This is a genomic window from Tardiphaga sp. P9-11 (genome assembly GCF_008329525.1).
Taxonomy (GTDB): domain Bacteria; phylum Pseudomonadota; class Alphaproteobacteria; order Rhizobiales; family Xanthobacteraceae; genus Tardiphaga.
This window is the reverse complement of sequence record NZ_NPKQ01000002.1, coordinates 567,627-593,343: the sequence shown is the minus strand read 5'-3', so window position 1 is coordinate 593,343 and position 25,717 is coordinate 567,627. Positions and strand designations below refer to the sequence as shown.

Below are 25,717 nucleotides of genomic sequence, written 5' to 3'. Positions count from 1 at the left end.
AATTCGTCCGCCATGGGTGGTGCGTTTGAGAGCGAAGCGAACAAACGTGACGGGTGGGGCGCCACACATGCAGCTATGTAAGCGGCACCACCCCCCACCCGACCGGCCTGTTGGCCGGCCGGCCTCCCTACGCAAGTGCGGGGGAGGAGATGAGGAGCGTCGTTGTCAGCAACTCAGTACGAAATCTTCAGCGGCAGCTTGCGGGCCTTCTCGATCAGATCGCCGACCGACTTCTCCGAGGGCAGCACCCGGATCAGCTTGCGCTTGTCATTGGCCTCGCGCATCGCCAGAGCGAGGCGGGCGGGATTGCGGTAGGTCAATTCGCGCACCGTATTGACGCCGGAAGCGCGGAGCAGCTCGGCCTTGGCCTTGCCCATGCCAGGGATGCGCAGGTAGTCAGCAAGGTTCGCCCATTCGAGCAGTTGCTGTTCGCTGAACCCGGTCTTGGCGGCGAGTTCCTTGCGGCACTTGGCGGAGTGAGCGGCGTCCAGCAGCCCTTCCATGGTGCGGATGCCTGCTTTTTTCAGTTTGGTCGCGGCGAACGCCGTCAAACCGTCAATCTTTGAGATGGGATATGTCATGATACTCGGACGTATGAAGATGCTTGACGCTTACGCGCGGCTGCCGACGCAATAGACGGTCAGGAGAACTGGCTCAGGCCGGGCGTGCCGGCAACGATCTCGTCCATGGCATCGGCGCCGATCTTCTCGCGGCCGAACTTGAACAGTTCGCGCGCGACGCTCTGGATCTCGCCCATGCCGAGGCCAAGACCCATCAGCTTGCTGCCCAGGGCCATGATGCCGCCGCCCATCAGGCTGCTCAATCCACCGCCGCCCTCCGACGATGCGATGGCTGCATCCGCACCCGGAATATTTTCGATCAGCGCATTGACCGGCGCAGCCGGTGCTTCCTTGCGCAGGAACCCGAGGATGATACCGATGGCCTTTTCAGCCACAACTTCATCAATGCCGACCTTTGCAGTCAGCACTTTGATCAATTCGTCCATGATGCCCCGCCTCACACCGGTTAAGTGCCGATGCCCTTATGTTGAAAAACGATCTTGAGCCGCTGCGATTCGAATTACAAGCATGCTAACCCGCCCAACGAGCAATTCAGCATGATCGCACATCGAGTGTTGCACCAATGCAAGAGCAAACGTGAAATTTTGGTCAATTGTTCGCAGATGCGACAAGGCCGTACTTTGGAAACAGAAAAAGAATTGCGGCTTGCAGTATCGTGCTTGGAACGACGATCCGGTTTCAGGTGTGGCAGGAACGCTTTGCGTTTCAATCGCTCGGGAACATGCGGTAAGATCATGGCGAGCCGCAAAATTTTTCTGAAATATTTTTCTTGATGCGCGCGAGAGGCGATCCGATGGCGACCACCGAACCGAAGTCAGGCGATACCGACGACAAGATCTTCATCGGCAAGGGGGAACAACCGGCGTGGCTGACGCTGGCCCTCGGCAATCGCCATGGTCTCGTCACCGGCGCGACGGGAACGGGTAAAACCGTATCACTGCAAGTGATGGCAGAGGGATTTGCGCGCGCCGGCGTGCCGGTGTTCGCCGCGGACATCAAAGGCGACCTCTCGGGAATCGCCGAAGTCGGCGAGGGCAAGGACTTCATCCTGCAACGCGCCAAGGAAATGGCGCTGACGTTCCAGCCCGATCAGTTCTCGACCGTGTTCTGGGACGTGTTCGGCGAGCAGGGACACCCCGTGCGCGCCACGATCTCGGAAATGGGGCCACTGTTGCTGGCGCGGCTGCTCGATCTCAACGATGTGCAGGAAGGCGTGCTCAACGTGGCCTTCCGTGTTGCCGACGAAAACGGCCTGACGCTGCTCGACATGAAGGATCTGCGCTCGCTGCTTGATGCCATCGTGCCGATGACCGCCAAGAAGGACGAGGTCGATCCGCTTGCCGATGTCCGCAAGTCGGCTGCAAGCTTCGGCAATGTCACCAAGGCGACAGTGGGCACCATCCAGCGCCAGTTGCTCGTGCTGGAGAACCAGGGCGCTGATAAATTCTTCGGCGAGCCGGCGCTGGAACTGAAGGATTTTCTGAAAACCGACCGCGATGGCCGCGGCATGGTCAATATCCTCGTTGCCGACAAGCTGATGTCGAGCCCGCGCCTCTACGCAACCTTCCTGCTGTGGCTGCTCTCGGAATTGTTCGAGGAATTGCCCGAAGTCGGCGACCTGCCGAAGCCTAAGCTGGTGTTCTTCTTCGACGAAGCGCATCTGCTGTTCAACGACGCCCCGAAGGCGCTGCTCGACAAGATCGAACAGGTGGTGCGCCTGATCCGCTCCAAGGGCGTCGGCGTCTACTTCGTCACCCAGAACCCGATCGATGTGCCCGATCGCGTACTCGCCCAGTTGGGCAATCGCGTTCAGCACGCTTTGCGCGCTTTCACACCGCGCGATCAGAAGGCGGTGCAGGCGGCAGCACAGACCTTCCGTGCCAATCCGAAACTCGATACGGCCACGGTCATTACCGAACTCGGCAAGGGCGAGGCGCTGGTGTCGTTCCTCGAAGGCAATGGCACGCCGGCAATGGTCGAACGCGTGATGGTGCGTCCACCGACGGCACGGATCGGGCCGATCACGCCCGAGGAGCGCAAGGCGATCCTCGCGGCGAGTCCCGTGAAGGGTAAATACGACACCGCAATCGATTCCGAGTCTGCCTACGAGATGCTGCAGAAGCGGATCGCCGGCACAGCCGCAGCACCCGCCGAGGCTGGCGACGCGGCGGGCGGTGGTGGCGGGGGATTCCTGGGTCAGCTCGGTGCCATTGTCGGCACCATCTTCGGCACCAGTACCGGCCGCAACCGGCTCTCCACCGGCCAGGTCATTGCGCGGAGCGTCACCCGCAGCGTGACCAACAAGGTGGTCGGCGGCATCGTCGCCAATGTCGGCAAGCAGATCGGCGGTTCGCTGGGAAGCTCGATTGGCCGCGAGATCGTTCGCGGCACGCTTGGCGGGATTTTGAAGCGGTAGGTTGTCTAGCGTCGGTCTCCCGTCTCTTGTCCTCGTTGCGCGGAAGTCACGCCGTCACGGGCGTATTCTCAATCGTCTCTAGCGCATTCGTTTGCGACCGTGCGATGCCCCACCGATGTGGGTACCGGACAATTGTCGCCAGATAGACGGTCAACACCAATGTGCCCCAGCCGATGTCGCTGTGCATACGCATGAACTCGGTAAATGCGCGGGGCACGATGTCCCTGGGAATGCCGGTGCAGAGGACAAAACTGAGACCGAGTACGGCGATCCCGAGCCATCGTGTCTGCAGGTCTCGGATGCAGGCGGCGACCAGCACGCAGTAAGGCAGCATCAATTGCACAAAATGCCCGCGACCGGACATCGGCGACAGCATCAGCATGGCAATAATCAGCAGCGAACCTTCGATGGCGATCATTTCCCAGCCGAGCGCCATCAGAAACAGAGAGCCGATCGCGACGATAAAGATGATCTGAACGCTGCGCAGGATCACCATGAAATGCTGTTGCGAGGTGGTCTGGTCGATGCCGAGGGCGATCATTCCGCGTAGCGACAGGTTGTATGGGTTGGCCGTATCCCAGAACGCATACTTCGTCGCCGCGGCATTCTCGAACACGCCGGGGGCGGCGACCTCATGGACCCACGTTATGAAATAGCCGTGCGCGCCGCCTTGCGGCGTGAAGAAGATGTCGGGCAAGAATGATACCGCCATCAGCGTGATGGCGAAGATGCCCGCCGCAGCAAAGCGGCGCTTGAACAGCAGATAGGGCAGGAAGATCAGCGGCGTCACTTTCAGAGCAGCGGCTACCGCCAGCGATGCGCCGGCAGCGAGGTCGCGCCGCTTCACCAACGCCCAGATGCCGTACAGTGTGAAGGGAAGTACGAACAAGTCGTAGGCCTGATCCTCATAGACGGCGAGAATGAACTTAAGACTGATAAGAAAGCTCAGCACTTCGAACCAGAGGAGATCCTTGCCTTCCCATATTCCGGGTATCACTTTAAGCGCCAGTCGCTTGCATAGCACGAGGCTCAACGCCGTGCAGCTCAGCGTGATCAGGTACCAAACCAATACGGCCAGCCACATGGGCAGGGCTACAAAGGGCAGCATCACAAAAGCGAAGGCTGGCGGGTAGGTGAAGGACAGGTCGCAAACTTGCAGGATTTGTTGAGTCCAGACGCATTCGGCTGCATGGCGGTAGATCAGCATGCCGCCGGGATGAACGAAGCGAGGATAATAGGCTACTGCAGCAATAATCAGCGCGATCCAGGCCCAATGGCGGCGGAGAAATTCGCGAGTCATGTCTTATGGTCCCCGCTATCAAGGTGACGACGTTGGGAACCCTAGGGACGTTTTATTACAACTACAAGTTGCTTAATGTTTCGCTGCGTGATTGTTCATTTCAGCCACCAATGGTTTGCAGGCTTAGCGCCATCTGCTACCCACCGCGGTCTGAACCGCGCCGTGCCGGCGGGTCTTTGAAGCGGGACTGCGAAGTGACGAAAAGTGACGGCGAAATGCCGGTTTTGCGGTGGCCGTCCTTGCGGCAGCCGCTGGACGTACTGTTTCTTCTGACCTGCGTTCTGCTGACGGCGGATGTGCTCGTTCCGGAAATCTTCGGCAACGGCAAGACCAAGGATTATGCGCTGTGGTTCTGGGCCGGGCGGCAGGTGTTGCATGGTGCGCCGCTCTATGAGGCGAAGACCAATGGCGCGCTGGACTTCATCTATCCGCCGCTGTCGGCAGTTTTGCTGGCGCTCCCGAGCTGGTTCGGGAAGGTCCCGCTTTATCTCTTGCTCTCGATCCTGAATTCGGCGGCTTGGGCGATCACCAGCCAGCTCTCCAATGCCATGACCGGCTCGAAGAAGATTCCGGCGGCGTGGCTCGCGGCGCTGCCGGGCTTTGCGACCATCACCTTCGTGTTCGACATGTACGATCTCGGCCAGCCCAATCTGGTGCTGCTGGCGATGATGCTGCTCGGTTTCTGGTGGATGCAGAAGGATCGGCCATGGCTCGGCGGCAGCATGTTTGCGCTGGCGACCGCCATCAAGGTGTTTCCGGTGGCGGTGCTGCCCTATCTGATCTGGCGGCGGCACTGGGCGGCATCCGCGAGCATGATCATCTGCACGCTGCTGCTATTGTATGTCGTGCCAGCGCCGTTTCGCGGCTTCGAGCGCAATGCTGCCGAGGTGAAGACCTGGTACACCGAAATGGTCGGCTCCAGCTCCGAGAAGGGCTTCGGCCAGCGCGACGAGCAGAACTGGTCCTGGGTGAATCAGTCGATCATCGCGATGACGCATCGCCTGGTGCGCCCGATCGATTATTTCCAGGACGATCGCAAGCGTGGATCGGCCACGATGAACGTGATCGATGTCAGCTACAAAACCGCGAACCTGATCGTGCTCGCGGTGTCCGGCCTGATCGGCCTCGGCTTCATCTGGTCGCTGCTGCCACGATCGAAACTCACGCCGCGGTCGCGTGCCGAAGAGCTCGGCGTGCTGTTCTGCCTGATGACGGTGGCATCGCCGCTGGCGCGGCAATATTACTTCATGTGGCTGTTCCTGCCGCTCACGGTGCTGATGCATCGCGCTGCCGATGATCCCAGGCCGAATGTACGGACCGGGACATGGTGGCTGCTTGGCATCATTGGTGTGCTGATGGCGCTGTCGATCCCGGTATTCCCGGCGATGCTGCAGGCCTGGGGCAATAATCTCCTTGCGACCGCGCTGCTGGCAGGCGGCCTGATCTGGCATATGCACCACCCGCCGGTGCTGCTAGATTCCACCGAAGTTCCGGACCATCACGCTTAAGGAAATTCGCTCATGTCCAATACGCAGCTTGCATCTGTTCTCGATCGCGTCGATGCCGATTTCGACAAGGCTCTGGAGCGGTTGTTCGCGCTGTTGCGGATCAAGTCGATTTCCGCCGATCCGGCTTTCGCCGAGGACTGCAAGGCGGCCGCAAAACATCTGGCCGGTGAGATCGAGGGCCTGGGCTTCAACGCCGAGGTACGGCCGACCGCGGGCCATCCGGCCATCATCGCCACCGCCAAGGGCAACACCGGCAAGCGTCCGCATGTTCTGTTCTATGGTCATTATGACGTTCAGCCGGTCGATCCGCTGAACCTGTGGCATCGTCCGCCGTTCGAGCCGGTGGTCACCAAACATGCCGATGGCCGCGACATCATCGTTGCGCGCGGCGCGCAGGACGACAAGGGCCAGCTCTCGACCTTCGTGGAAGCCTGCCGCGCCTGGGTGAATGTCACGGGCTCGCTGCCGATCGATCTCACCATCTGCATCGAAGGCGAGGAGGAGGTCGGCTCGAAGAATTTCGTGCCGTTCCTCGAAGCCAACAAGAAGGATCTTGCGGCCGACTTCGCGGTGGTTTGCGACACCGGCATGTGGGATCCGTCGACCCCGGCGATCACCACGTCGCTGCGCGGGCTCGTCTATGAAGAGGTGAAGATCACCGCGGCCAATCGCGATCTGCATTCCGGCATCTATGGCGGCGGTGCGCGCAATCCGATCCGCGTGCTGACCAATATTCTCGGCAAGCTGCATGACGACAATGGCCGCATCACCATTCCCGGCTTCTATGATGGCGTGAAGGATTTGCCTGCCGATATTCTGGCGCAGTGGAAGGGCCTCGGTCTCACCGCGGAGAGCTTCCTCAAGCCGATCGGTCTCTCTATTCCGGCCGGCGAGAAGGGCCGCGAACTGATCGAACAGATCACGTCGCGCCCCACATGTGACATCAATGGTATCGTCGGCGGCTATACGGGCGAGGGCTCCAAGACGGTAATTGCCTCGCATGCCTCGGCGAAGGTCTCGTTCCGTATCGTCGAGGGCCAGGACCCCGGCAAGATCCGCGATGCGTTCCGTGCTTTCGTCACGTCGCAACTGCCGGGCGATTGCACAGCGGAGTTTCTCGATCACTCCAACGCGCCGGCCATCGCGCTCGACTGGAACATGAAGCCGCTGGCCGCTGCCCGCGATGCGCTGACCGACGAGTGGGGCAAGCAGGCGCTGCTGATCGGCTCCGGTGCGTCGATTCCCATCGTCGCCGACTTCAAGCGCACGCTCGGTCTGGACTCGCTCCTGATCGGCTTCGGCCTCGACGACGACAACATCCATTCGCCGAACGAGAAGTACGACCTCAAGAGCTTCCACAAGGGCATCCGGTCGTGGGCGCGGATCATTGCCGCACTGGCGGATGTGCCGCGCTGATCGGCTTGACCCACATCAATGGTCGCACGGGGTTCTTGTGGTCGAACGATAAAAGGGAGGACGCAATGTCCGCAAGCGAGATCGCCAATACTCATTTCTCTGCCGCCATGGCGGCAGCACTGGCCGCCGGGGTCGATCAGGACAATGTCTGCCGCTCGCTGGTGAATCTCGTGGTCTCGAAATATCTCGAAACCAGGAGCGTGACTGACGTGCAGTCGGAGCTGCGTTTCGTTGCCGACAACTGCGATCCTGATACGGACTTCGCGTTCATGCGGCCGTGATGCGCACTCGTCATTCCGGGTTCGCGACCGCCGAATGGCGTCGCGCCCCGGAATGACGAATGTAGGCCGAGCGCACAAAAGAAAACGCCGCCCGGAATTGGACGGCGTTTTGAATCACTGTGTAGAGGTATGTGACCTCTCTATAGCACCAAATCTCAGGTCTTGTAAGACGGATCGCGGCGGTCGAGCTTGCGCAGCATCGGCGGCCAGACGAGCTTGGTGGAGCGCAGCTCCGACCTCTCGGGGTTTGAGACCAGTTCGGCGTTCTTGTCGATCACGATCTGGTCGACCGGATAGGCGGTCGGGCCGAGCATCCGGGTGCGGACCTGCATGGTGCAGGCACGTTCCAGATAATACATGCGCTCGAAGGCCGAGGCGACTGAGCGGCCGACGGTCAGCGTGCCGTGATTGCGCAGCAGCATGGCGTTCTTGGTGCCGAGATCCTTCTGCAGGCGCGGGCGCTCGTCGTGATCGAGCGCGACGCCTTCATAGTCGTGATAGGCGAGTTCCGGAATCACGAGCTGGGCGGTCTGGTTCAGCGGCTGCAGGCCTTCCATGCAGGAAGCCACTGCGGTGCCGTCCGGCGTGTGCAGATGCATCACGCAGCCGGCGTCCTCGCGGACTTCATGGATTGCCGAATGGATGGTGAAGCCGGCCGGGTTGATGCTGTATTCGCTTTCGGAGAGCTGGTTGCCGTCGAGATCGACCTTGACCAGCGACGATGCCGTGATCTCTTCGAAGATCAGGCCGTAGGGATTGATCAGGAAGTGATGGTCGGGGCCGGGCACGCGGGCGGAGATGTGGGTGTCGATGAGATCGTCCCAGCCGTAGAGCGCAACGAGGCGATAGGCCGCAGCGAGATTGACGCGCTGGGCCCATTCGCCCTCGCTCATATGCGACGGCACTTCCTTGAGGCGGGCTTCGGCTGGTGACATGGTGAGTGCTCCCGGATTGACTGGCAGTGTTTTGGCGTTTAGCTGATGCCAGCCTAGTCCCGCTCCGGCGGGGCAGCAAGCCGGACGGTTTGCGCAGCAGACATGCTTTCCGGGCGCCAGAAGGCTCGATCGTGACATTCAGGAACTGAAACGCGTGCGATAGTCCTGCGGCGTAGCAGAAAGCAATCGCAGGAAGCTGCGCCGCATGGTTTCCTCGGAACCGAAGCCGCAGCGTTGCGAAATGCGTTTCACCGGCAGTTTCGTTTCCGAGAGCAGACGCCGCGCGGCTTCGACGCGCAACTGCTCGACCGCGCGGGCGGGCGTGATGCCGGTGGCGTCCGCATAATGCCGGCTGAAGCTGCGCTCGCTCATGCCAGCCTGTTCGGCCAGCATCGGCAGCGAGATATCGTCGGCGAGATGCTTGCCGATCCACTCATGCAGCGCGCCGAATTTGTCGTCCGCGGTCTGCAGCGACAATGCCGCGCTGAATTGCGACTGGCCGCCGGGGCGCTTGAGAAACACCACGAGATGACGCGCCACCATCAGCGCCACGCTGCGGCCGAGGTCTTCCTCCACCAGCGCCAGCGCGAGATCGATCCCTGCGGTCACGCCGGCTGACGTCCAGAACGCGCCGTCGCGCACGAAGATCGGATCGGACTCGACATGCACGTCGGGAAAGCGCTGCGCAAGTTCGGCGCACCATGACCAGTGGGTTGCGGCACGGCGGCCGTCCAGCAGGCCGGTCGCGGCGAGCAGGAAGGCGCCGGTGCAGACCGAGGCGGTGCGGCGCGCCTTGGCCGCGCGCTTGCGCACCCATGCGATCATAGCGGGATCGGAGGCGGCGGCATGGACGCCGGGACCGCCGGCAATCAGCAGCGTATCGATCGGCTCGGCGGGGCGTGGCAGATCGCTCGCCGCCAGCCCGAGCCCGGCAGAGGCAGTGACGCCACGGCCGCCGCGCGCGATCACCCGCAATGCATAGGGCGCAGGCTTACCTTCGCGCAGCATGATCTCGTTGACCGAGGCGAAAACCTGCAGCGGGCCTGAAACGTCGAGCAATTGCACCGACGGGAACGCCAGCACGTCGATAACGCGCGGGTTCGTCAAAACAGCCTTTGGCGGAGAACGAGGGGTCTTTGGCATTTCCGCCAGACTGTGCCGGGCTAGGGTCGGCTTGTCCACTCACAAATATTCGGAGGAACCGATGATCCCGCCAGACCAGCATCTCCAGATCGGCTCGCTGCTGTTCGACGGCCTCGACCAGATCGATCTCACCGGCCCGTTCGAAGTGCTGTCGCGGATTCCGAATGCGACCTATCGCGTCTATGGCAAGACGGTTGCTCCCGTCCGCGACATCAGGGGCCTACGGCTGACGCCGGACGCCGCCATTGCGGACGCGCCAAAGCTCGATGTGCTGCATGTCCCCGGCGGTTTCGGTCAGGAAGCGCTCATGGAGGATACGGAAGTGCTCGACTGGATCCGCGAGCAGGCCGGACATGCGCGCGTCTTCTCGGTCTGCACCGGCGCGCTGATTTGCGGTGCCGCCGGCCTGCTGATGGGGCGCCGCGCGACCACCCATTGGGCGTCATTTCATCTGCTGCGCTATTTCGGCGCAACGCCCGTCAACGAGCGCGTGGTGATCGACGGCGACTGGATCTTTGCTGCCGGCGTCACTTCCGGCATCGATGGCGCGCTGCGTCTCGCGGCCAATCTGCGCGGCGACGACGTGGCCAAGGGCATCCAGCTCTACATGGAATATGCACCGGAGCCGCCGTTCGACAGCGGCACGCCGGAGACGGCACCGGCTGCTGTGTTGCAGCAGGCACGAACGGCCGTGGCCGGCATGACCGCGCAACGCGAGGCCACCGCACAACGCATCGCGACGAAGCTCGGCATCATCGTGCCGACACCGGCGGAGTGAGCTGCGTTCTCATTTGACTCGGCGAGTGCGGCCGCGCGGCGGTGTCGCGCAGCACCTGTCCGACGATGACGGCGGCCTTGTCGATCTCCTGTTCGTTCCAGGCGGAAAAGCCCATAAACAATCCCTGGCCTGCGACAGGTCCGGCGAAATACATGGAGAGCGGACGGGCTGTCACGCCAAGCTCGGCAAGGCGCGCCGAAATGGCGCGGTCGTCGTGATGCGGGTCGAGATGGGCCAGAAGCTGCATGCCACCGGCCGGTGGCTCGATCGTTAGATGATCGCCCGCATGCGTGTGCAGCGCCTGCAGCAGGTGATCGCGCCGGTCGTGATAGATTCGCGTCATCTTGCGGATATGCGCCGCGAAGTGGCCGTCGTCGATGAATTCGGCCAGCGCATCCTGCACCGGCGCCGGCACGATATGGCTGCCGTGGCGCTGCGCCTTTTCGAAGAGATCAGCAAGATCCGGCGGCACGATGGCGTAGCCGCTGCGGACGTCCGCGAACATCGGTTTCGAGAAGGTGCCGACATAGAACACGCGGCCGCTGTCATCGAGGCCCTGCAGGGCGGCGACAGGGCGCCCATCATAGTGGAATTCGCTGTCGTAGTCGTCCTCGACGATCGCTGCGCCGATGTCGTTCGCGAAACCGAGCAACTGTTGCCGACGGCTGACCGGCATCAGCCGCCCGGTGGGATGCTGATGCGACGGCGTGACGAAGATCAGGCGCGGGCGATCGCGGCGGCCCTTGAAGGCGAGGCCGCTGCGGTCCAGCGTAATGCCGCGGATGGTCGCCCCGACCGCATCCAGCGCGGCATATGCGCCGCCATAGCCGGGGCTTTCGACCCAGGTGAGATCGCCGGCATCAAGCAGCACGCGGGCAATTAGTTCGAGTGCAGCCTGCGCCGACGGCATCAGGATGATCTGTCGCGCCTCGGCCCGCACGCCCCGATACGCGACGAGATGGCGGAGCAGTGCGTTGCGCAGCGAAGCGCGGTTGATGGCGGGATCGCCCGTTGACCCGCGCCGCGCCGCGCGGCGCAGGCAACGCGCCCAGATGTCGTGGGGAAACAGCCGTGCGTCCGCCAGCGCTGGCGCCAGCAGCAGTGGTCGTCCTTTGTTGATAAACGGCCAGTCTGACTTCTGCACGCGCTCGGCCCAGCGCGACATCACCAGTGGTTTGGGTTTCTTGCGCGCGAGGGGGCGTCCGGTCAGCAACAGCTTGTCTTCGGCGGCGGCGACCGTCGGGCGTCGTCCCTGCGCGACGTCGAGATAGCCTTCCATGGCTAGTTGATCGATGACGGTGGAGACTGTGTTGCGCGCGAGGCCGAGCTGCTGCGCACATTCGCGGCTCGACGGCAGGCGATGGCCCGGGGGCAGCGCGCCGCTCAGGATCGCCGCGCGGAGCTGATCGTAGAGCTGCCGCGTCAACGTTTCGCCGCTCGCGGATTCGCGCTCGATATCGATCAGCCCCGCGAGAATGTCGCCCATCAAACTGGCTCAGTCATTTTTACTGGAATGGATCTTTGATTGGGGCCAGTAAAACCTAGTGTTCCCGGTCTGTCGAGTGCGTCATGCACCGAAGCCGCGAGATGAAGCCATGTCCGAACATCCCCTGTCGCGCCGCACGGCGCTGCTGCTGTTTGCCGTCGTCGTGACCATGTGGGGGCTGAACTGGACGCTGACGAAGTTTCTGGTGCAGCACATTTCGCCGCTGTGGTCGGTGGCGCTGCGTGCCGTGGTGGCCACGCTCGCTCTGGCGGTCGTCGTACTAGCGCGCCGGCAATTTATCGTGCCACGCCGCGGCGACCTGCCTGTCATCGTCAGCATCGCGGTGCTGCATATGAGTGCGTTCTCGGCGCTGGTTGCCTTCGGCCTGCAATTCGTGCCGGTCGGGCGCTCCATCGTGCTTGGCTACACCACGCCGCTATGGGTTGCGCCCGCCGCGTGGCTACTGCTGCGTGAGCCCGTTCCGCGGGAACGTCTCGCGGGCATCGTGCTCGGGCTTGCCGGCATCGCGGTCATGTTCAATCCGTCGGCATTCGACTGGAGCAATGGCAATGCGCTGATCGGCAGCGGGCTGCTGTTGCTCGCGGCTTTGTGCTGGGCGGCGAATATCGTCTATGTCCGCGGCCACCGCTGGATCTCCGAGCCGTTTCAACTGGTGTTCTGGCAGGCGCTGCTCGCGAGCGTGTTGCTGACGATGCTGGCGCTGATCCGCGAAGGTGTCCCTGATATCGCATGGACGCGCGAACTTGTCGGAGCGCTGCTGTTCGGCGGGATCTTCGGCACGGCGCTCGCGCATTGGGCGATGGTGATCATCAACCGCAGCCTGCCGGCGACTATCACGTCGCTTGGCCTGCTGGCGACGCCGGTGATGGGCGTTGCGATTTCCGCGCTGGTGCTCGGCGAGGCGATCGAGCTGTCGCTGATCGCCGCCATGGCCATGATCCTTGGCGGGATTGTTATCGGAACGATGTCGCGCCGGACGCCGGATGTTGTGCAGCCTATCCCAGTTGCCGCCCGACCATCTCGCCAATCGCCTTGAACACCGTCTCGAATTGCGGGGCCGTCGGCGCGCCGCCTTGCGTATAGGCGGCGATGACGATGGGCTGGTCCGGCTTCGGCCAGGTCACGGCGATGTCGCCGGCAGCGTCTTTGCCGTTATTGCCGGTCTTGTCGCCGATCTTCCATGTCTTTGGCAGCCCGGCGCGGAGGCGCTTGTCGCCGGTCTTGCAGTTCACCATCCAGTCGGTGAGCCGATCGCGCGAGGCTGATGTCAGCACGTCGCCGGTCACGAAGCGTTTGATGTTGCCGGCCATCGCAGCAGGCGTGGTCGTGTCCTGCGGATTGCCGGGGCGCGAGCGGTTCAGCAGTGGCTCGTTGTGATCGAGGCGCGAGACGCTGTCGCCGGTCCTGCTCCAGAAGGCGGTGAGGGCGGCCGGGCCGCCGACGCGCGCCAGCAGCATATTGGCGCATGCATTGTCGCTGAGCTCGACGATGGCCTTGCACATGTCGGCGACCGAGAGCGCGCCCTTGGCGAGATTGTCGCGCGCAACCGGCGCGTATTCCAGGAGGTCTGCGGCGGCATAGGAGATCATATGATCGGGCTTGTCTTCGCCGCGGTCGATGCGGGCGAGAACGCAGGCGGCGAGCGAGGCCTTGAACGTGCTGCACATCACGAAACGCTCATTGGCGCGCCACTCGATCTTCGCGCCCGTCTTCAGATTTTCGGCATAGACGCCGATCCGTCCGCCAGTATCGCGTTCATAAGTTTGCAACGCTGCCGGTGCGTCCTTTGCCTTTTCTTTTGCGAGAGCGGGCCACACTGCGAGCGCCGGCGCAGCCGCCAGCAATGTCCGTCGATTTATGATCATGGCGTGTCATTTGCGGAGGAAGAGGGAGAATTGATGGCGGGAGATTTGGGAAGTCCGCAATTTCGCCGGAGAGGGGTTTGCGCTACACTGTGATTCTGGCGCGGCCCACGCCTCCCCCCTCCATCGGGAAAGTATCGATCGTACCGGGCTCTCTGATCACCGAACCAACTGTTCGAGCATCAAGCATAAGGAGGGGTTGTGACAACGCTCGCACCAGGAGGTTCTCTCGATGCGTCTTTCTGCGCCTGTCTATCAATTGAAGCGCAAGGCCAAGCTTCTCTCCCGCACCGATAACATTCCGCTGCACGAGGCACTCGACCGGATCGCCGTGCGAGAAGGCTTTGCTGCCTGGAGCCTGCTCGTGGCGCGGATGTCTTCGGAGACACCCGCAGCGAAACTGTTCGAACAGTTGTCTCCCGGCGATCTCGTGCTGGTCGGGGGGCGCCCGGGCCATGGCAAGACGCTGATGAGCTTGCAACTCGCCGTGGAGGCGATGCAATCCGGCCATCGCAGCGTGTTCTTCTCGCTGGAATACGCTGAAAAGGACGTGCTGGACCGTTTCAGTGCCATCGGTGTGGACAGGGCACGTTTCGATACTCTGTTCGAATTCGACAATTCCGACGATATCTGCGCCGATTACGTCGCCCGGAAACTGGCGGACGCGCCGCGCGGCACGCTGGTGGTGATCGACTATCTGCAACTGCTCGATCAGAAACGCGAGAACCCGGCTTTGATGGCGCAAGTGCGCGCACTGCAGTCGTTCGCCAGGGAGCGCGGGCTGATCTTCGTCTTTATCTCGCAGATCCACCGGTCCTACGATCCGGCCGTGAAGCCATGTCCCGATCTGGACGACGTCCGGTTGCCGAATCCTATCGACCTCGGCCTGTTCAGCAAGACGTGCTTCCTGAACAACGGCGATATCAGGTTTCAGGCGGCGCGTTAAAGCGCGCGTGAGCTTCTGGTATTCCGGCGCCTGAGGCGCCGGAATGTTTAAGGAGCGGGAATCGCCAGCAGGCTCGAAATGCTGCTGCCGCGGATGTCGTAGACCTTGGCGAAGACGACGTCGTCGCGCTTGATCTCGGCAATCACGGGGGCGGTGAGGCCCTTGCAATAGAACTCGCCGAGCGTCATCGCAAAGTCGGCGGACTGGCTGTCCCAGCCGATGGTGAAGTCGGGACCGAGGGCGACCTGTGCCGGGCGTTGTGGACCGCACACGGCTACCTTCCACTTGCGGCCGGCCGGCGGGCTTTCCTGCCGTTCAGTGATCTGCTCCTTCAGCGCGTCAGATGCCTGCTTCAGCGCGAGGCCCCAGTAGTCGAGCATGTAGAGCGCATCGGCCTGGCGCACGGTGCCGGCGATGTAATTGAAGTGGGTGTACTGATACGGATGCAGCCGGATCATCTCGGCCATCGGCAGCATCAGGCCGAATGAGAACACAGCGACGGCCGCGGCCTGCGCGCCGCGATGATTGACACGCAGCCAGTCCATCAGCGCCGCGAATGCGGCACCGCCCAGTACAGCCATCGGCGGGATCACGAAGATGAAGTGCCGGATGCCGTTATACAGCGCCGGGCGCTTCACCATGGCAATTGCCAGCGGCAACATGGCGGCAAAGGTGAGCATCAAAAGGATGGTCTTACGCCGCGCCGGCACGCTGTCACGCGATAGCGACATGATGGTCAGTGCAATACCGCCGAAGGTGAGAGCGAGCAGCACTTCCGGAAGCTGCAATGCGAACAGCGTCGGCAGATAGGACCACGGCATGTCCGGCACCGAGATCATCGCGCCGTCGAACATTTCCTTCCACGGCTTCTCGAAGAAGTGCGAGAAATAGCCGAGGGCGCGCAGCGGATTGGCGGGCTCGAGAATCGACCACGGCCAGATCAGGCCCATGACCAGATAGCCGAAAGCGATACCCGGCAGCAGCACGTAGAGCACATGTAGCAAGCGGTGGACGCTCTCGCGTGCGCCATGGGTGCGGACGTCTTCGATCCACAGCGGGATGAAGCCGATCACGGCATAGATCACTGTGAGGCCGGCGAGAATGCGGCAGCCGATCGCGCAGCCGGCGCCGAGGCCGAGGATCAGGACCGTGCGCGGCGACGGGTTCGGGTATTCCTGCGCAAGGCGAACGAGCCCGAGCATCAGGATGACCATCGCCACGGCGAAAGGTGCATCCTTCGGGTTCATAAACATGTGGCCGTAGAAAGTCGGGCACAGCGCCAGCAGCAGCAGCGTCGCAAGACCGCCCACGGGGCCGGCGACCCGACGGCCGAGGCGCCAGGTGACACCGAGGCCGATGACGCCGACGATTGCACCGAGCAGGCGTCGTGTCTCGAACAGCTCCAGCGGGATAATCTTGTGCAGAAGCGCGGCCGCCATATCGAAGCCGCCGCCATACATGTAGAGGTTTGCAAACGACAAAGCGCCGGTATCGGTGAAGCCCGATCCGTACATCTTCAATAGAAGATCGGCATATTCAGCGTGCGTATAGTCGTCCCATCCGAGCCCGTAGTCCCGGAAGGTGAAACTTGCGACGATACTGACAACGACAAGCGCCAGGATGGCGAGGTCGTCACACGTCCGTTCCACCGAGCGCCTTACTGGCGTGTCGATGGCCGCAATCGTAATCGATGACATGGCGATGGATAACCCGGTGTCCCCAATGGCTCGGCTTTAGCGCTCTTTGAGCCTCGTTTCCCCGGCATCGATATAGCGCACTTTCTCTTTTGAAGTAATTGAGAATTGTGGCTGAAATTTCTTAATGCGTTGCAACAAACAGGACAAGGTAAAAGCTTTACCGGTTAGCGATAGATCGGTGCGGGCTGTCCCAAATCTGTTGTCTCCGGTGGAAGAAAACTCTCCCAAAACCTACCATTGGGCCGATGTACAAGGGATGAATGCAAAATGCCGTTTGGCGGTGTACGCGATATGACGTTATCGTGGCACCCGTGACGAGACTCGCGAGTGGTCCGTCGAGGAGTTCGAACACTATGAAATTGCTGCTGATTGCCGGTATCGGGGTCATTCTGGCGGGCCTTGCCGCGATCGGCTTCGGAATTCCGGTCAAGGAATTCGGCTTCGGCAACACGCTGATCCTGACCGGAACGGTCGGGGCCTGCACCGGCCTGATCATGGTCAGCATGGCGCTTGCGGTTGAGGAGTTGAAGAAGTTCCGGCCGCAGGGCGAGATCGAGGAACCGGCTACGTCGCCCCGGCTGCCACGGCGGGAACTGAACCTGCCGACTGCCCAGTCGGACGATGCCGAGGAGGCGGATGACGCGTCTGTGCCGGGTCCGCTGTTCAGTCGCGACCAGCCCGCCGCGCGGCCGGCCGCTCCGGAGCCCGGCGTGCCGCCGTGGCAAGACGAGGTACTGCGTGACCGCGAGCGGCTTGCCGCCACCGAGGCGCCCGAGCCGGAAGAGCCGAAGCGCCGCAATCTGCTATTCCAGTCGTCGCGCCGCGAACGGGAGCGGGCTGAAGCGGCAGCCGCGTTCGAGGCCGCAATGCCAAAGCCGGAAGCGCCCGCCGAGCCGTCGAAGAATTTCGAGGACGCCTGGCCGCAGCCCGATCGGTCGCGTTCCGATGCGATCCGCCGCGCCGCCCGTACGCCGTCCTCGCCGGGCGACAAGCTGCCGGATGCCGCGCTGATTCCGGATCGCTACGTTCCGCCGACGCCGGCCGAGGAGCCGCCGCAAGCATCGGGCGTCACCGTGCTGAAATCGGGGGTCGTCGATGGCATGGCCTATTCGCTGTATTCCGACGGCTCCATCGAGGCGCAGATGCCCGAAGGCATGATGCGCTTCGCCTCGATCGACGAGTTGCGCGAACATCTCGATAACAGGGGCTGACGCCATTCAGCCCGTTGCGGTCACTTTCAGCTGATCTCGACTAATCTTGCACGCAGAATAAAGCCGGCGCGCTATACGTCATTGTTGCCCTCGTGGCTGCAATGCCCGCATGATTACCAAGTAAAGTGCGGCTCCAATCCTTGAAAGACGACGCAACCATGAACGACATTGCTGGCAAGAGCTTCATCGATCTCACGGCGACGATCGTGTCGGCCTATGTCGGCAATAATCCGACCCCGGCGGCCGAACTGTCGGCGCTGATCGGTCAGGTTCACGCCGCACTGGTTCGGGTGTCGAGCGGCCGTCCGGAAGTTGCTGCTGAACCGGCGAAGCCAGCGGTATCCGTCAAGAAGTCCATGACCGCCGAATATCTGATCTGTCTCGAAGACGGCAAGCGCTTCAAGTCGCTGAAGCGCCATCTGCGCACGCAGTATTCGATGACGCCCGAGCAGTATCGCGAGAAATGGGGCCTGCCGGCTGACTATCCGATGGTCGCACCGAACTATGCGGTGGCGCGTTCGCAGCTCGCCAAGAAAATGGGGCTTGGCCAGCAGCGCCGCCGGCGTAAGTGATCTGAGCGAGCGATCTGGGCAAGTAATCCCCATAAGTAAAGCCAAGCAATAAAGTCAGGTTCCATCCTCAGGAACCAATATAGAACAAATCAGAGACGAAGAAAGTTCCACGTCAGGATGCGGGATGCATCTCCCGCTACGCGCAATTGGTGTGTGACAACGCAGGCAGGCGATACTGAACTTGGCGGGCATGATGGGGGACTTTCAGCGGACGTCGATGCTATCCAGCGCATCGATACCGTACCGCGAATTCTCGAAGGGATTTGTCGCAGACGGAGTGCGCTTTGCCCGCAGGTCGTGGCCGAGGACTGCGGTGAACTCTTCGCGCGCGGTTGCGGATCAATCGCAGCCGCCACCGGAAACCCGCTTGATTTTCACAATGTCGCGGCTTTGAGCGATTGGGCGAAGGCACTGCTTCTGTTGAATAAAAGCCAAAAAGGAATAAAGTCTAAAATTCCGCTTGCCGGGCAGTTTGGGATGTGAGCTTATTATCCTAAATGGAGTCGCCCCGATGAAAACATCCCGCAGCACCACCAAACATTCCGACCACGTCGACCGTCACCGCGCCCGGCATCTGTCGCTCGAAACGCGGCAGATCCTCACTGAGGAGGGCGTCGCCAGCGTTCTCGTCAATGACAGCGAAAGCCCGCTCGGCTGGCTGGCGCGGCGCAAGGGCCGCGATGGCCGCGCCATGATCAGCCCGCATCAGTTCATTGCCGGCGAAAAGCTGCGCGCCGATTTCACGCGCGGCAATATGGCCCCGCGCATGACGGCGAACTGGGCCGCGTCGACCGGTGGTCGCCCACGCGGGGCAGGCAGCAGTCCCGGCGAGATGACAGACATCGTGGTGACGTCGCGCCAGCGCGTCAGTCAGGCGCTCGAGGCCTGCGGTCCCGAATTTTCAGGGGTTCTGATGGATGTGTGCTGTTTTCTGCGCGGCCTCGAAGACGTCGAGCGTGAACGCAAGTGGCCGGCGCGTTCCGCCAAGGTCGTGTTGCAACTCGCGCTGGATCGCCTCGCGCGGCATTACGGCTTCGCCACCGAGGTCAGGGGACAGCCATCGAAAGTTCGAACCTGGCTCGCAGATGATGCGGCGTTCACGCCCTAGCTCGCCGCCGCCAGCGTCTCGGTGGCGTCCCGGCGGATGCGCTCGACCATGGCGCGCAGGCCGTTGGAGCGCTGCGGCGTGAGGTGTTCCTTGAAGCCGAGTTCGTCGAACACCTTGATGGCGTCGGTGGCCAGAATATCCTCGGCCTTGCGGCCCGAATACAGCGTCAGCAGGATCGCGATCAGCCCGCGAACGATATGCGCATCGCTGTCGCCGAGATAGCTGAGCACCGGCTCGCCGTGGTCGCGGGCGACCTGGCGCGACAGCCAGACCTGGCTGGTGCAACCATTGACCTTGTTGGCGGTGGAATGTTCCTCATCCGGCATCGGCGTGAGGGTACGCCCGAGTTCGATGACGTACCGGTAGCGGTCGTCCCAGTCCTCGAGCAGCTCGAAATTATCGCGGATATCGTCAATCGTGGTCATCGGGGCCTGCAAGCAATGTCAGGCCTTATATAGGGACGAACAGCGCCGAAAGCGACCGCCGTTTGCGGTAATATCCGCCGCAATCAGCCGTTTAGGGCGCAACGGTGGGCGGCTGCCACTCGGCGGCGAGGTCGTCCTGGGTGAGCGTGTCGGGCTTCACCATGGCAACCGCGCTCTGATCTTCGCCTTCGCCACCGATCGAGCCGGTGGTATCGGGCTTCTTCTCGGTGATGATCTGGTAGATCTTCTTGGCGCCGTCCTTGGCACGTTCGCCGATCACGGTGGCTGCGTGGCCGCCGACTTCGCAGGTTGCCGGTTGGCGCTTGCAGAATTGCGCCATGTCGGACATCGCTGCACTCGCAGCCGATACCGCATCGGACGCGCCGATCTGAGGCAGCTTGTCCGACTCTGGCGTCTTGTCCCTCGGCAGCAGCACGAGCACGAGCCCGAGCCAGAATGCCATGCGAAGCAGGAAGAACATCGCGAACCCCGTTAGTTTCTTCGAACCGTTGCGATTTGTCGCAATTGGGATCGAAGTTAGCAGCCGTCGATAAACTGCAAGTATTTGCGATGCGGTTAAATCGACGAAAATTCGCTTCATTCGGTTTGGCGTAAATTTTCCATTGATGGCCCATGCGTGCGTTTTCCGACCCGATGTTGGGGATGCACACTTTCGAAACCATATGGGCGCGGCGATGGAAACTACTCGTTCACCATCGTTGCCGAATGGAAATGCGAAAACTCCTCTTAAATCAGCACTTGCGCGTTAGGCATGGCGAACGCGGCGGTCACTTTAGTGTTCGCTTAATGTCGCTCTGACACGTTGGCGCAACGATAAAAGGAGGCGTTTCGGCGCGTCTGAATTTGACGACCAAGCCGAAGCGAGAGCAGTGACAGTATCGACCATCATCCGCGACTGCCTTGATGCCATGCTGCACCCCTCAGTGCGCTACGATGCGCTGACGAGCGCGCGTCATCGCGCCTTCATGGCGCCGCGCCTGCTCGGCAGCCTCGCAGCCTTCGCGGCTTTTCCTGTTTATCTCGCGCTGCGCGGCGCGCCGAACGCCATCGAGGTTGCGGCCTTTGCCTGGTTGATGGCGCCGATCCTCGTTTCATATTTTCTGTCGCGCACCGGTCGCTATGAAAGCGCACAGGTACTGTCGTCCATCGCACTCGCCAGCCTCGTGATGATGATGGCGATCTCCACCGGTGGCATCAATTCGTTCGCGGCGATCTGGCTTGTCGTGGTGCCGATCGAGGCGGCGCTCTCGGCATCGCGTCGCATCGTTGCCTTTGCATCGGCGCTGGCACTGTCCTGCGTCGGCATTCTCATCGTGCTGACCGGCCTTGATTGGTTGCCCGCATCCGAAGCCGGTGTCGCCAGCCATGGCGTCTTCACGGCCTTTGGTATTGCGTCCGCCACCATCTATGCCGCGGGTCTGGCCTTCGGTACGGAATCGCTGGCACGCACCAGCGTCTCGCTGCTCTATGTCGAGGAGGATCGTTATCGCCTGCTGGCGCGCAATATGAGCGACGTGATCTCGCGCCATCGTCACAATGGCGCCGTGGAGTTCATTTCGCCGGCGGCTGAAGCTTTGGTCGGCGCCCCGGCGCAACGGCTGCTCGGCCATGGCCTGTTCGATCGCGTCCATGTTGCGGATCGCCCGGCCTATCTCACCGCTCTGTCCAACGCCGCGCGTGGCGGCGAAGCCCGCAGCGTCGAATTTCGCCTGCGCCGCGATGTCGTGCGCGGCAATGATCGCATGCGTCCGTCGGGCGCCGAATTCATCTGGGTTGAAATGCGCTGCCGGCCGATGGAGCAGGGCGCGGATACGTCGTTGGCCCATGCCGATGCGGAAGTCGTCGCGGTGCTGCGCGATGTTACCGATCGCAAGCTGCAGGAAGAGGCATTGGCGCAGGCCCGCATCGAGGCCGAGCGCGCCGATGCGTCGAAGACAAGATTCTTGGCCACCATGAGCCACGAGCTGCGCACGCCGCTGAATGCCATTATCGGCTTCTCGGATATGCTGGTGCAGGAAGAGCTGATGATGCTCGATGCGACCAAGCGCAAGGAATATGCCCAGCTGATCAACGATTCCGGCCAGCACCTGCTGTCGGTCGTCAACGGCATCCTCGACATGTCGAAGCTGGAATCCGGCAATTTCGAGATTTCGCCGGAGCCGTTCGCGCCGCGTCCCGCACTGATCAATTGCTGCAATCTGCTGGCGCTGAAGGCGCGTGAGAACGGCATCGATCTCATCACCGATGCGCCGAAGGATCTGCCGGAGGTCAACGGCGATCCGCGCGCATTCCGCCAGATACTGCTCAACCTCGTGTCCAATGCCATCAAGTTCACCGAGCGCGGCGGCAGCGTCACCGTGGCGGCGGGCGTCGAAGGATCACGCTTGATTCTGCGCGTCAGCGATACCGGCGTCGGCATCGCATCGGACGATCTCGCACGCATCGGCGATCCGTTCTTCCAGGCCGGCAAGACCTATCAGCGACGCCACGAAGGCACCGGCCTCGGTCTGTCCATTGTGAAGAGCCTTGTCGGCATGCATGGTGGCGAGATGCAGGTGCAGAGCCGGATCGACGAAGGCACCACCGTCACGATCACACTGCCGCTGGAGTTCACGCCGCAGGCAGAACGCGCCAGCAACGTCGCGACCTTGAATCCCGCAGCGCGCACCGCGCCAATCGACCAAGCCCATCAGGTGAAGAAGAGTGCCTAAAGCCAGTTCCAAAGCGACCAAGTCCAAACGCGGCCGTGCCGTTGCCATCGTCGATGAGCCCGCGGAGCGCGGCATCGTCCTGCGCATGCTGCTGCACAGCCCGAAGGACATGGTGGCCGGTCTGATCGCATTCGCCGCGGTTAGCGCCATCATCGCCAATGCGATCTTCCTGCAGAAGGGCCATCATCCGTCCCCGATGTTTGGTTCCAGCACCGTCGTTGCATTTCCGGCACCGGCGCAGGTCGCCAATCCGCTGCCCAAGCCTCGTCCGCTGGATGCTGCGTCGTCAGACACCAAGCTCGATTCCCGCATGCTGGATTCCAAGCCGGTCAACAGCGCCAACGAGCCGAAGCCATCACTCGCGGCCAAGCCTGTCGAACAGCGCGCGGCCGATCCGGTCGGCAATCTCCTGAAAGCGCCGGCGTCACCGGCGACCACGGGCGCGGTGGCGCGCCCACCGGCGGCGATCCCGAATGCGACGCGCACCGATCCGCTCGGCGACCTCATCACCAATACCCGCCGCGTGGCCGCCGTGCAGCGTGCGCTCACCGAATACGGCTATGGCCAGCTCAAGCCGACCGGCAATGTCGGCTCCGATACCGCGGCCGCCATCCAGCGCTTCGAGCGTGAGCGCAAGCTGCCGGTGACCGGGCAGGTATCGGACCGGATGGTCCGCGAACTCGCGACCGTCACCGGCCGCGCGATCGACTAGCGCCAGCCCGGCGGCTGGCTTATCGTCGATTCCATGAGATTGAAGTCAGCTATTTGGGTGGCCGCCTATCTGCGCCGCTGCCAGACCGAAGGCGTGTTCGGCGCGGTGCGCCGTCGTGGTGCAGAGGAGGCGGGCGCAGTGTTCGTGAAGGTCGCGCTGTTGGATGGCACCGCGATGCTTTACACGCCGGCACCGCAGAGCGCCTATGACGAAAGTCGCCCGGTTGATCGCGTCTTCGCAGCCTCGCCGCCGCAGCCCGTCGAAGAACGCAAGATCGAGGAACGCCTGCAGAAGGAAATCTCGTTCGATCCCGACGTCTGGATTGTCGAGACCGAGGACAAGGCCGGACGGCATTTTCTGGAGCTGGCGAAGGGCTAGACCGGGAACTCCTAAACGGAGATTTTGCGCGGACGAAGACAACGGTGTCCGCTCCCAAGTTTAACGGGGATGTCGACCGCCCCTTGCCACATCGCAAAAGTGCCGACAACGGACGGAATCTGGACCCGCTTACGGCCTACGCCTTTCGCGACACGACGAGAAAATTCTCTGCGAAAAATCCCGGGACCTTGAGGGCCCGGCATACCTTTTCGAATGGTTTGATCAGCACTTCACAGAGGCGCGGAAGGAAACGGCCCGGCCGCGGGAGATAGCCGTAATATATGCTCTCAGTTACCTCAAATCCCTCATCCGTCAGCACTTGCGAAAATTGATCCAAAGTCAGGGTGTTTCGAGGTCTTTTCGGATATACTCGGTTCAGGATACGACTGACCAACCCGATTGGCGACGTTGCATTCAGTTGGATGTTGCACACCAACACGCCGCCCTTGCGGAGGTGCCGATAGATCGCCTGCAATGCGTCGCGCCTAAGCGCATCCTCTGCATTCAGGAAAAACCGAAACGCGGTGGCGACGTCAAATGTCTGTTGGAGAGGGACAATCGTGATGTCGGTGCATAGCAGCGTCACGTTGTCTGGCACCAAAGCCGCTAGTAGCATGGCTTCTGACACGTCGACTCCGACAACCGAGCCGAAAAACAAGGCTGCGACCTTGGCAATGCGCCCGGTTCCACACGCGAAATCGAGGCTCGTTCGCTCCGGCCCTCCGAGCGGCCGCAGAATGCTCTCGAGCAGGGGCTGTTCGACTTTCCGCCACAAGGCCGCGCAATAGCCCACCTCGAAGGTGTTGACATAATCGACAACGATATCTGATGACTGGTGGCTGGCGCGATAGCTCTCGCTGTACGTGTTTCCGTCGAGCATAAGGATGCGTCCCGTGAACCAAACGGAAGACGCTAACCGCGTGCGTAGGCGGGGTCTTCGTGTATTCGAATGAGAGCGGAATGCGCCGCGAAATTGTCTGGTGGGTACGCTGCCGTCTCAAGCGACGCAGTCTAGAAAACGGTCGAGCGGGTCTTCAACAAGATCAAACAATGCCGACCTCGTGCCACCCGTGATGGCACGCTCGCCGCCAATTGCGTTGCCTTTATCAAGCTTGCTTCGATCGGTCTCTGGATACAGGACTTATGAGTCCTCGCCCTAGCGCCCCGATGAATTCCGCGTCACGCGCGTGATGTCCACGCCAGGCTGGACGCTTGGCCGTGCCTGTTGGGTGCTCGGCCGCGCGCGGTGGCGCTCATCGTCATGGAGTGTGGGGCGGAACTTGGCGCGGGTTGCTGCCATATGCGCGCCGCGCCAGGCGGCCACCATGATCAGTGCCGAGCGTTCGCTGAACACGTCATACATGCGCGCGATCCGGTAGACGTTGGTGACCGAGGTGCCGAATTCCGGGTTGAGGAACAACAGCACGCGCTGGAAGATGTCGCTCGGCATGCCAAGAGCCTTGGCGCAGCAGGCGAGGGGCTCGCCGCCGGGATCGTTGACGACTTGCTCGGCGATCCCATTGGGCAGTAGCAGGGCTTCGCTCAGCTCGCGCGCAAAGTTGTCGCGGTCTTCGGCGAAGGCGGCCATCTCAAGGATATGCATCGCGCGAGCGGCGCGCGCTTCGGGGATCCGGGCCGATGATCGCAGCGGCGTTTCGGCGAGGTTATGCAGGATCTGCGCCCGCTCGCTGCTTGACGCGGCAAAGAACAGCGTGCTGATCTCGGACGCATCCTTCGGCGCCATGGCCATATTGGCGGCGACACGCATCTGCGCTTCGCTTGGCTGCTTCACAGTCGGCGCAGGAGACTCGGCGGCGGAAATGGACTGCGCGAGCGGCACCGATTGGCCGGGTTCGGTCGGGCGCAGGTTGAGCCGGTTGAGGATCGCGCGCGGGGTGTTCGGATAGATCGACAGCCGGGCGCGCACCGCGGCGCGGGTGGCATCGTCGACCTGATCGATCAGGCGCGCGGTGAGTTCGACGAACTGTTTCTCTTCATCGATCGTATGGGTAGGCGCCTGCACATAAAGGTCTGTCAGCACGCGCAGCAATGTCGGCCGGACATCCACGCCCTCGCGACGCGACAGCGTCAGCAATCCGTCGAAACCCGGAAACATTGGAGGAGAGGCAACCATGGGCGATACGCTAACTGAGGAACTTTGCCTCAATTTATCGCTGACGCATTAATATGTGTTTAACCATGGGCCGCT

At 62.1% G+C, this 25,717-nt stretch carries 26 protein-coding genes; 14 read left to right on the top strand and 12 right to left on the bottom strand.

Features of this window, described 5'->3' with window-relative positions; translation table 11 throughout:
- Nucleotides 1–173: 173 nt before the first annotated feature.
- Both CIW50_RS09140 and CIW50_RS09135 read right to left on the bottom strand, forming a co-directional pair.
- On the bottom strand, nt 174–581 hold the full coding sequence (locus CIW50_RS09140) for a DUF4332 domain-containing protein (protein ID WP_149530936.1): 408 nt from the start codon (nt 579–581) through the stop codon (nt 174–176).
- 59 nt (nt 582–640) lie between these two features.
- The gene (locus CIW50_RS09135; RefSeq protein WP_149530935.1) at nt 641–1,006 is read right to left on the bottom strand and encodes a DUF2267 domain-containing protein; all 366 of its coding nucleotides are present in this window, start codon (nt 1,004–1,006) and stop codon (nt 641–643) included.
- Nucleotides 1,007–1,374: 368 nt separating this feature from the next.
- Between CIW50_RS09135 and CIW50_RS09130 the strand changes: the two genes are divergently transcribed.
- Nucleotides 1,375–2,997: a helicase HerA-like domain-containing protein gene (locus tag CIW50_RS09130; protein WP_149530934.1), complete on the top strand. Its 1,623-nt coding sequence runs from the start codon at nt 1,375–1,377 to the stop codon at nt 2,995–2,997.
- Nucleotides 2,998–3,043: 46 nt separating this feature from the next.
- On the opposite strand, the gene CIW50_RS09125 is transcribed toward CIW50_RS09130, so the two are convergent.
- Nucleotides 3,044–4,204 carry a glycosyltransferase family 87 protein gene (locus tag CIW50_RS09125; protein ID WP_172980276.1) on the bottom strand — a complete coding sequence of 387 codons (1,161 nt, stop codon included), beginning with the start codon at nt 4,202–4,204 and terminating at the stop codon, nt 3,044–3,046.
- A gap of 308 nt (nt 4,205–4,512) precedes the next feature.
- On the opposite strand from CIW50_RS09125, the gene CIW50_RS09120 reads away from it, so the two are divergent.
- The 3 genes from CIW50_RS09120 (at nt 4,513) to CIW50_RS09110 (ending at nt 7,502) form a co-directional block, all read left to right on the top strand.
- Nucleotides 4,513–5,805 carry a glycosyltransferase family 87 protein gene (locus tag CIW50_RS09120; protein WP_149531569.1) on the top strand — a complete coding sequence of 431 codons (1,293 nt, stop codon included), beginning with the start codon at nt 4,513–4,515 and terminating at the stop codon, nt 5,803–5,805.
- Between the two features lie 12 nt (nt 5,806–5,817).
- Entirely contained in the window at nt 5,818–7,221 is a 1,404-nt protein-coding gene (locus tag CIW50_RS09115) for a M20/M25/M40 family metallo-hydrolase (protein WP_149530932.1), read from the top strand.
- A 65-nt stretch (nt 7,222–7,286) separates the two neighbouring features.
- Nucleotides 7,287–7,502 (top strand): hypothetical protein, encoded by a 216-nt coding sequence (locus CIW50_RS09110; protein ID WP_149530931.1) that lies wholly within the window; start codon nt 7,287–7,289, stop codon nt 7,500–7,502.
- A gap of 155 nt (nt 7,503–7,657) precedes the next feature.
- Here the strand turns inward: CIW50_RS09110 and CIW50_RS09105 are convergent, their stop codons facing one another.
- Entirely contained in the window at nt 7,658–8,437 is a 780-nt protein-coding gene (locus CIW50_RS09105; protein WP_068734284.1) for a class II aldolase/adducin family protein, read from the bottom strand.
- 138 nt (nt 8,438–8,575) lie between these two features.
- The gene (locus tag CIW50_RS09100; RefSeq protein WP_149530930.1) at nt 8,576–9,580 is read right to left on the bottom strand and encodes a GlxA family transcriptional regulator; all 1,005 of its coding nucleotides are present in this window, start codon (nt 9,578–9,580) and stop codon (nt 8,576–8,578) included.
- 61 nt (nt 9,581–9,641) lie between these two features.
- On the opposite strand from CIW50_RS09100, the gene CIW50_RS09095 reads away from it, so the two are divergent.
- Entirely contained in the window at nt 9,642–10,358 is a 717-nt protein-coding gene (locus CIW50_RS09095) for a DJ-1/PfpI family protein (protein ID WP_149530929.1), read from the top strand.
- Here the strand turns inward: CIW50_RS09095 and pdxR are convergent.
- Entirely contained in the window at nt 10,333–11,844 is a 1,512-nt protein-coding gene (pdxR, locus tag CIW50_RS09090) for a MocR-like pyridoxine biosynthesis transcription factor PdxR (RefSeq protein ID WP_149530928.1), read from the bottom strand. The two genes, CIW50_RS09095 and pdxR, sit on opposite strands and share 26 nt — an antisense overlap.
- Before the next feature lie 109 nt (nt 11,845–11,953).
- On the opposite strand from pdxR, the gene CIW50_RS09085 reads away from it, so the two are divergent.
- The gene (locus CIW50_RS09085) at nt 11,954–12,901 is read left to right on the top strand and encodes a DMT family transporter (RefSeq protein WP_149530927.1); all 948 of its coding nucleotides are present in this window, start codon (nt 11,954–11,956) and stop codon (nt 12,899–12,901) included.
- Here CIW50_RS09085 and bla read toward each other — a convergent pair.
- Entirely contained in the window at nt 12,861–13,730 is an 870-nt protein-coding gene (gene bla, locus CIW50_RS09080) for a class A beta-lactamase (RefSeq protein ID WP_149530926.1), read from the bottom strand. The two genes, CIW50_RS09085 and bla, sit on opposite strands and share 41 nt — an antisense overlap.
- Before the next feature lie 229 nt (nt 13,731–13,959).
- On the opposite strand from bla, the gene CIW50_RS09075 reads away from it, so the two are divergent.
- Complete coding sequence (locus CIW50_RS09075) at nt 13,960–14,673, top strand: DNA helicase (RefSeq protein WP_149530925.1); 714 nt, start codon at nt 13,960–13,962, stop codon at nt 14,671–14,673.
- Nucleotides 14,674–14,720: 47 nt separating this feature from the next.
- Here CIW50_RS09075 and CIW50_RS09070 read toward each other — a convergent pair whose 3' ends face one another.
- Entirely contained in the window at nt 14,721–16,370 is a 1,650-nt protein-coding gene (locus tag CIW50_RS09070) for a glycosyltransferase family 39 protein (RefSeq protein WP_149530924.1), read from the bottom strand.
- A gap of 353 nt (nt 16,371–16,723) precedes the next feature.
- Here CIW50_RS09070 and CIW50_RS09065 point away from each other — a divergent pair, with 353 nt between their 5' ends.
- From CIW50_RS09065 to CIW50_RS09050, 4 genes are all read left to right on the top strand, one after another.
- Nucleotides 16,724–17,581, top strand: a complete 858-nt coding sequence (locus CIW50_RS09065; protein ID WP_149530923.1) for a hypothetical protein — start codon at nt 16,724–16,726, stop codon at nt 17,579–17,581.
- A 158-nt stretch (nt 17,582–17,739) separates the two neighbouring features.
- Nucleotides 17,740–18,153: a Ros/MucR family transcriptional regulator gene (locus CIW50_RS09060; protein ID WP_149530922.1), complete on the top strand. Its 414-nt coding sequence runs from the start codon at nt 17,740–17,742 to the stop codon at nt 18,151–18,153.
- 153 nt (nt 18,154–18,306) lie between these two features.
- Nucleotides 18,307–18,636 (top strand): hypothetical protein, encoded by a 330-nt coding sequence (locus CIW50_RS09055; protein ID WP_149530921.1) that lies wholly within the window; start codon nt 18,307–18,309, stop codon nt 18,634–18,636.
- Nucleotides 18,637–18,664: 28 nt separating this feature from the next.
- Nucleotides 18,665–19,261: a DUF6456 domain-containing protein gene (locus CIW50_RS09050; protein ID WP_149530920.1), complete on the top strand. Its 597-nt coding sequence runs from the start codon at nt 18,665–18,667 to the stop codon at nt 19,259–19,261.
- Here CIW50_RS09050 and CIW50_RS09045 read toward each other — a convergent pair.
- Nucleotides 19,258–19,686 carry a SufE family protein gene (locus CIW50_RS09045; RefSeq protein WP_149530919.1) on the bottom strand — a complete coding sequence of 143 codons (429 nt, stop codon included), beginning with the start codon at nt 19,684–19,686 and terminating at the stop codon, nt 19,258–19,260. The two genes, CIW50_RS09050 and CIW50_RS09045, sit on opposite strands and share 4 nt — an antisense overlap.
- A gap of 91 nt (nt 19,687–19,777) precedes the next feature.
- A complete protein-coding gene (locus tag CIW50_RS09040) occupies nt 19,778–20,167 on the bottom strand; it encodes a DUF5330 domain-containing protein (RefSeq protein WP_149530918.1) in 390 nt (129 codons plus the stop codon).
- A gap of 448 nt (nt 20,168–20,615) precedes the next feature.
- On the opposite strand from CIW50_RS09040, the gene CIW50_RS09035 reads away from it, so the two are divergent.
- Genes CIW50_RS09035 through CIW50_RS09025 form a run of 3 tightly spaced genes read left to right on the top strand, consistent with a single transcriptional unit; the run spans nt 20,616 to nt 23,508 of the window.
- Nucleotides 20,616–22,418, top strand: a complete 1,803-nt coding sequence (locus CIW50_RS09035) for a PAS domain-containing sensor histidine kinase (RefSeq protein WP_149531567.1) — start codon at nt 20,616–20,618, stop codon at nt 22,416–22,418.
- Nucleotides 22,411–23,130 (top strand): peptidoglycan-binding domain-containing protein, encoded by a 720-nt coding sequence (locus CIW50_RS09030; RefSeq protein WP_246664199.1) that lies wholly within the window; start codon nt 22,411–22,413, stop codon nt 23,128–23,130. Before CIW50_RS09035 ends, CIW50_RS09030 begins: the two co-directional genes overlap by 8 nt.
- Nucleotides 23,131–23,163: 33 nt before the next feature.
- Entirely contained in the window at nt 23,164–23,508 is a 345-nt protein-coding gene (locus CIW50_RS09025; RefSeq protein WP_149530917.1) for a DUF1491 family protein, read from the top strand.
- Nucleotides 23,509–23,644: 136 nt separating this feature from the next.
- Here CIW50_RS09025 and CIW50_RS09020 read toward each other — a convergent pair whose 3' ends face one another.
- Both CIW50_RS09020 and CIW50_RS09010 read right to left on the bottom strand, forming a co-directional pair.
- Nucleotides 23,645–24,388: a class I SAM-dependent methyltransferase gene (locus CIW50_RS09020; protein ID WP_149530916.1), complete on the bottom strand. Its 744-nt coding sequence runs from the start codon at nt 24,386–24,388 to the stop codon at nt 23,645–23,647.
- A gap of 276 nt (nt 24,389–24,664) precedes the next feature.
- Complete coding sequence (locus tag CIW50_RS09010; protein ID WP_246664198.1) at nt 24,665–25,642, bottom strand: DUF2336 domain-containing protein; 978 nt, start codon at nt 25,640–25,642, stop codon at nt 24,665–24,667.
- Nucleotides 25,643–25,717 lie beyond the last annotated feature (75 nt).

Coding starts and splice junctions, on each gene's coding strand:
- pdxR (WP_149530928.1), bottom strand. CDS start 11,844: ATGGGCGACATTCTCGCGGGGCTGATCGATATCGAGCGCGAATCCGCG.
- CIW50_RS09095 (WP_149530929.1), top strand. CDS start 9,642: ATGATCCCGCCAGACCAGCATCTCCAGATCGGCTCGCTGCTGTTCGAC.
- CIW50_RS09040 (WP_149530918.1), bottom strand. CDS start 20,167: ATGTTCTTCCTGCTTCGCATGGCATTCTGGCTCGGGCTCGTGCTCGTG.
- CIW50_RS09010 (WP_246664198.1), bottom strand. CDS start 25,642: ATGGTTGCCTCTCCTCCAATGTTTCCGGGTTTCGACGGATTGCTGACG.
- CIW50_RS09130 (WP_149530934.1), top strand. CDS start 1,375: ATGGCGACCACCGAACCGAAGTCAGGCGATACCGACGACAAGATCTTC.
- CIW50_RS09105 (WP_068734284.1), bottom strand. CDS start 8,437: ATGTCACCAGCCGAAGCCCGCCTCAAGGAAGTGCCGTCGCATATGAGC.
- CIW50_RS09070 (WP_149530924.1), bottom strand. CDS start 16,370: ATGTCATCGATTACGATTGCGGCCATCGACACGCCAGTAAGGCGCTCG.
- CIW50_RS09075 (WP_149530925.1), top strand. CDS start 13,960: ATGCGTCTTTCTGCGCCTGTCTATCAATTGAAGCGCAAGGCCAAGCTT.
- CIW50_RS09100 (WP_149530930.1), bottom strand. CDS start 9,580: ATGCCAAAGACCCCTCGTTCTCCGCCAAAGGCTGTTTTGACGAACCCG.
- CIW50_RS09050 (WP_149530920.1), top strand. CDS start 18,665: ATGAAAACATCCCGCAGCACCACCAAACATTCCGACCACGTCGACCGT.
- CIW50_RS09045 (WP_149530919.1), bottom strand. CDS start 19,686: ATGACCACGATTGACGATATCCGCGATAATTTCGAGCTGCTCGAGGAC.
- CIW50_RS09125 (WP_172980276.1), bottom strand. CDS start 4,204: ATGCTGATCTACCGCCATGCAGCCGAATGCGTCTGGACTCAACAAATC.
- CIW50_RS09085 (WP_149530927.1), top strand. CDS start 11,954: ATGTCCGAACATCCCCTGTCGCGCCGCACGGCGCTGCTGCTGTTTGCC.
- bla (WP_149530926.1), bottom strand. CDS start 13,730: ATGATCATAAATCGACGGACATTGCTGGCGGCTGCGCCGGCGCTCGCA.
- CIW50_RS09025 (WP_149530917.1), top strand. CDS start 23,164: ATGAGATTGAAGTCAGCTATTTGGGTGGCCGCCTATCTGCGCCGCTGC.
- CIW50_RS09060 (WP_149530922.1), top strand. CDS start 17,740: ATGAACGACATTGCTGGCAAGAGCTTCATCGATCTCACGGCGACGATC.
- CIW50_RS09135 (WP_149530935.1), bottom strand. CDS start 1,006: ATGGACGAATTGATCAAAGTGCTGACTGCAAAGGTCGGCATTGATGAA.
- CIW50_RS09065 (WP_149530923.1), top strand. CDS start 16,724: ATGAAATTGCTGCTGATTGCCGGTATCGGGGTCATTCTGGCGGGCCTT.
- CIW50_RS09140 (WP_149530936.1), bottom strand. CDS start 581: ATGACATATCCCATCTCAAAGATTGACGGTTTGACGGCGTTCGCCGCG.
- CIW50_RS09115 (WP_149530932.1), top strand. CDS start 5,818: ATGTCCAATACGCAGCTTGCATCTGTTCTCGATCGCGTCGATGCCGAT.
- CIW50_RS09035 (WP_149531567.1), top strand. CDS start 20,616: ATGCTGCACCCCTCAGTGCGCTACGATGCGCTGACGAGCGCGCGTCAT.
- CIW50_RS09110 (WP_149530931.1), top strand. CDS start 7,287: ATGTCCGCAAGCGAGATCGCCAATACTCATTTCTCTGCCGCCATGGCG.
- CIW50_RS09120 (WP_149531569.1), top strand. CDS start 4,513: ATGCCGGTTTTGCGGTGGCCGTCCTTGCGGCAGCCGCTGGACGTACTG.
- CIW50_RS09020 (WP_149530916.1), bottom strand. CDS start 24,388: ATGCTCGACGGAAACACGTACAGCGAGAGCTATCGCGCCAGCCACCAG.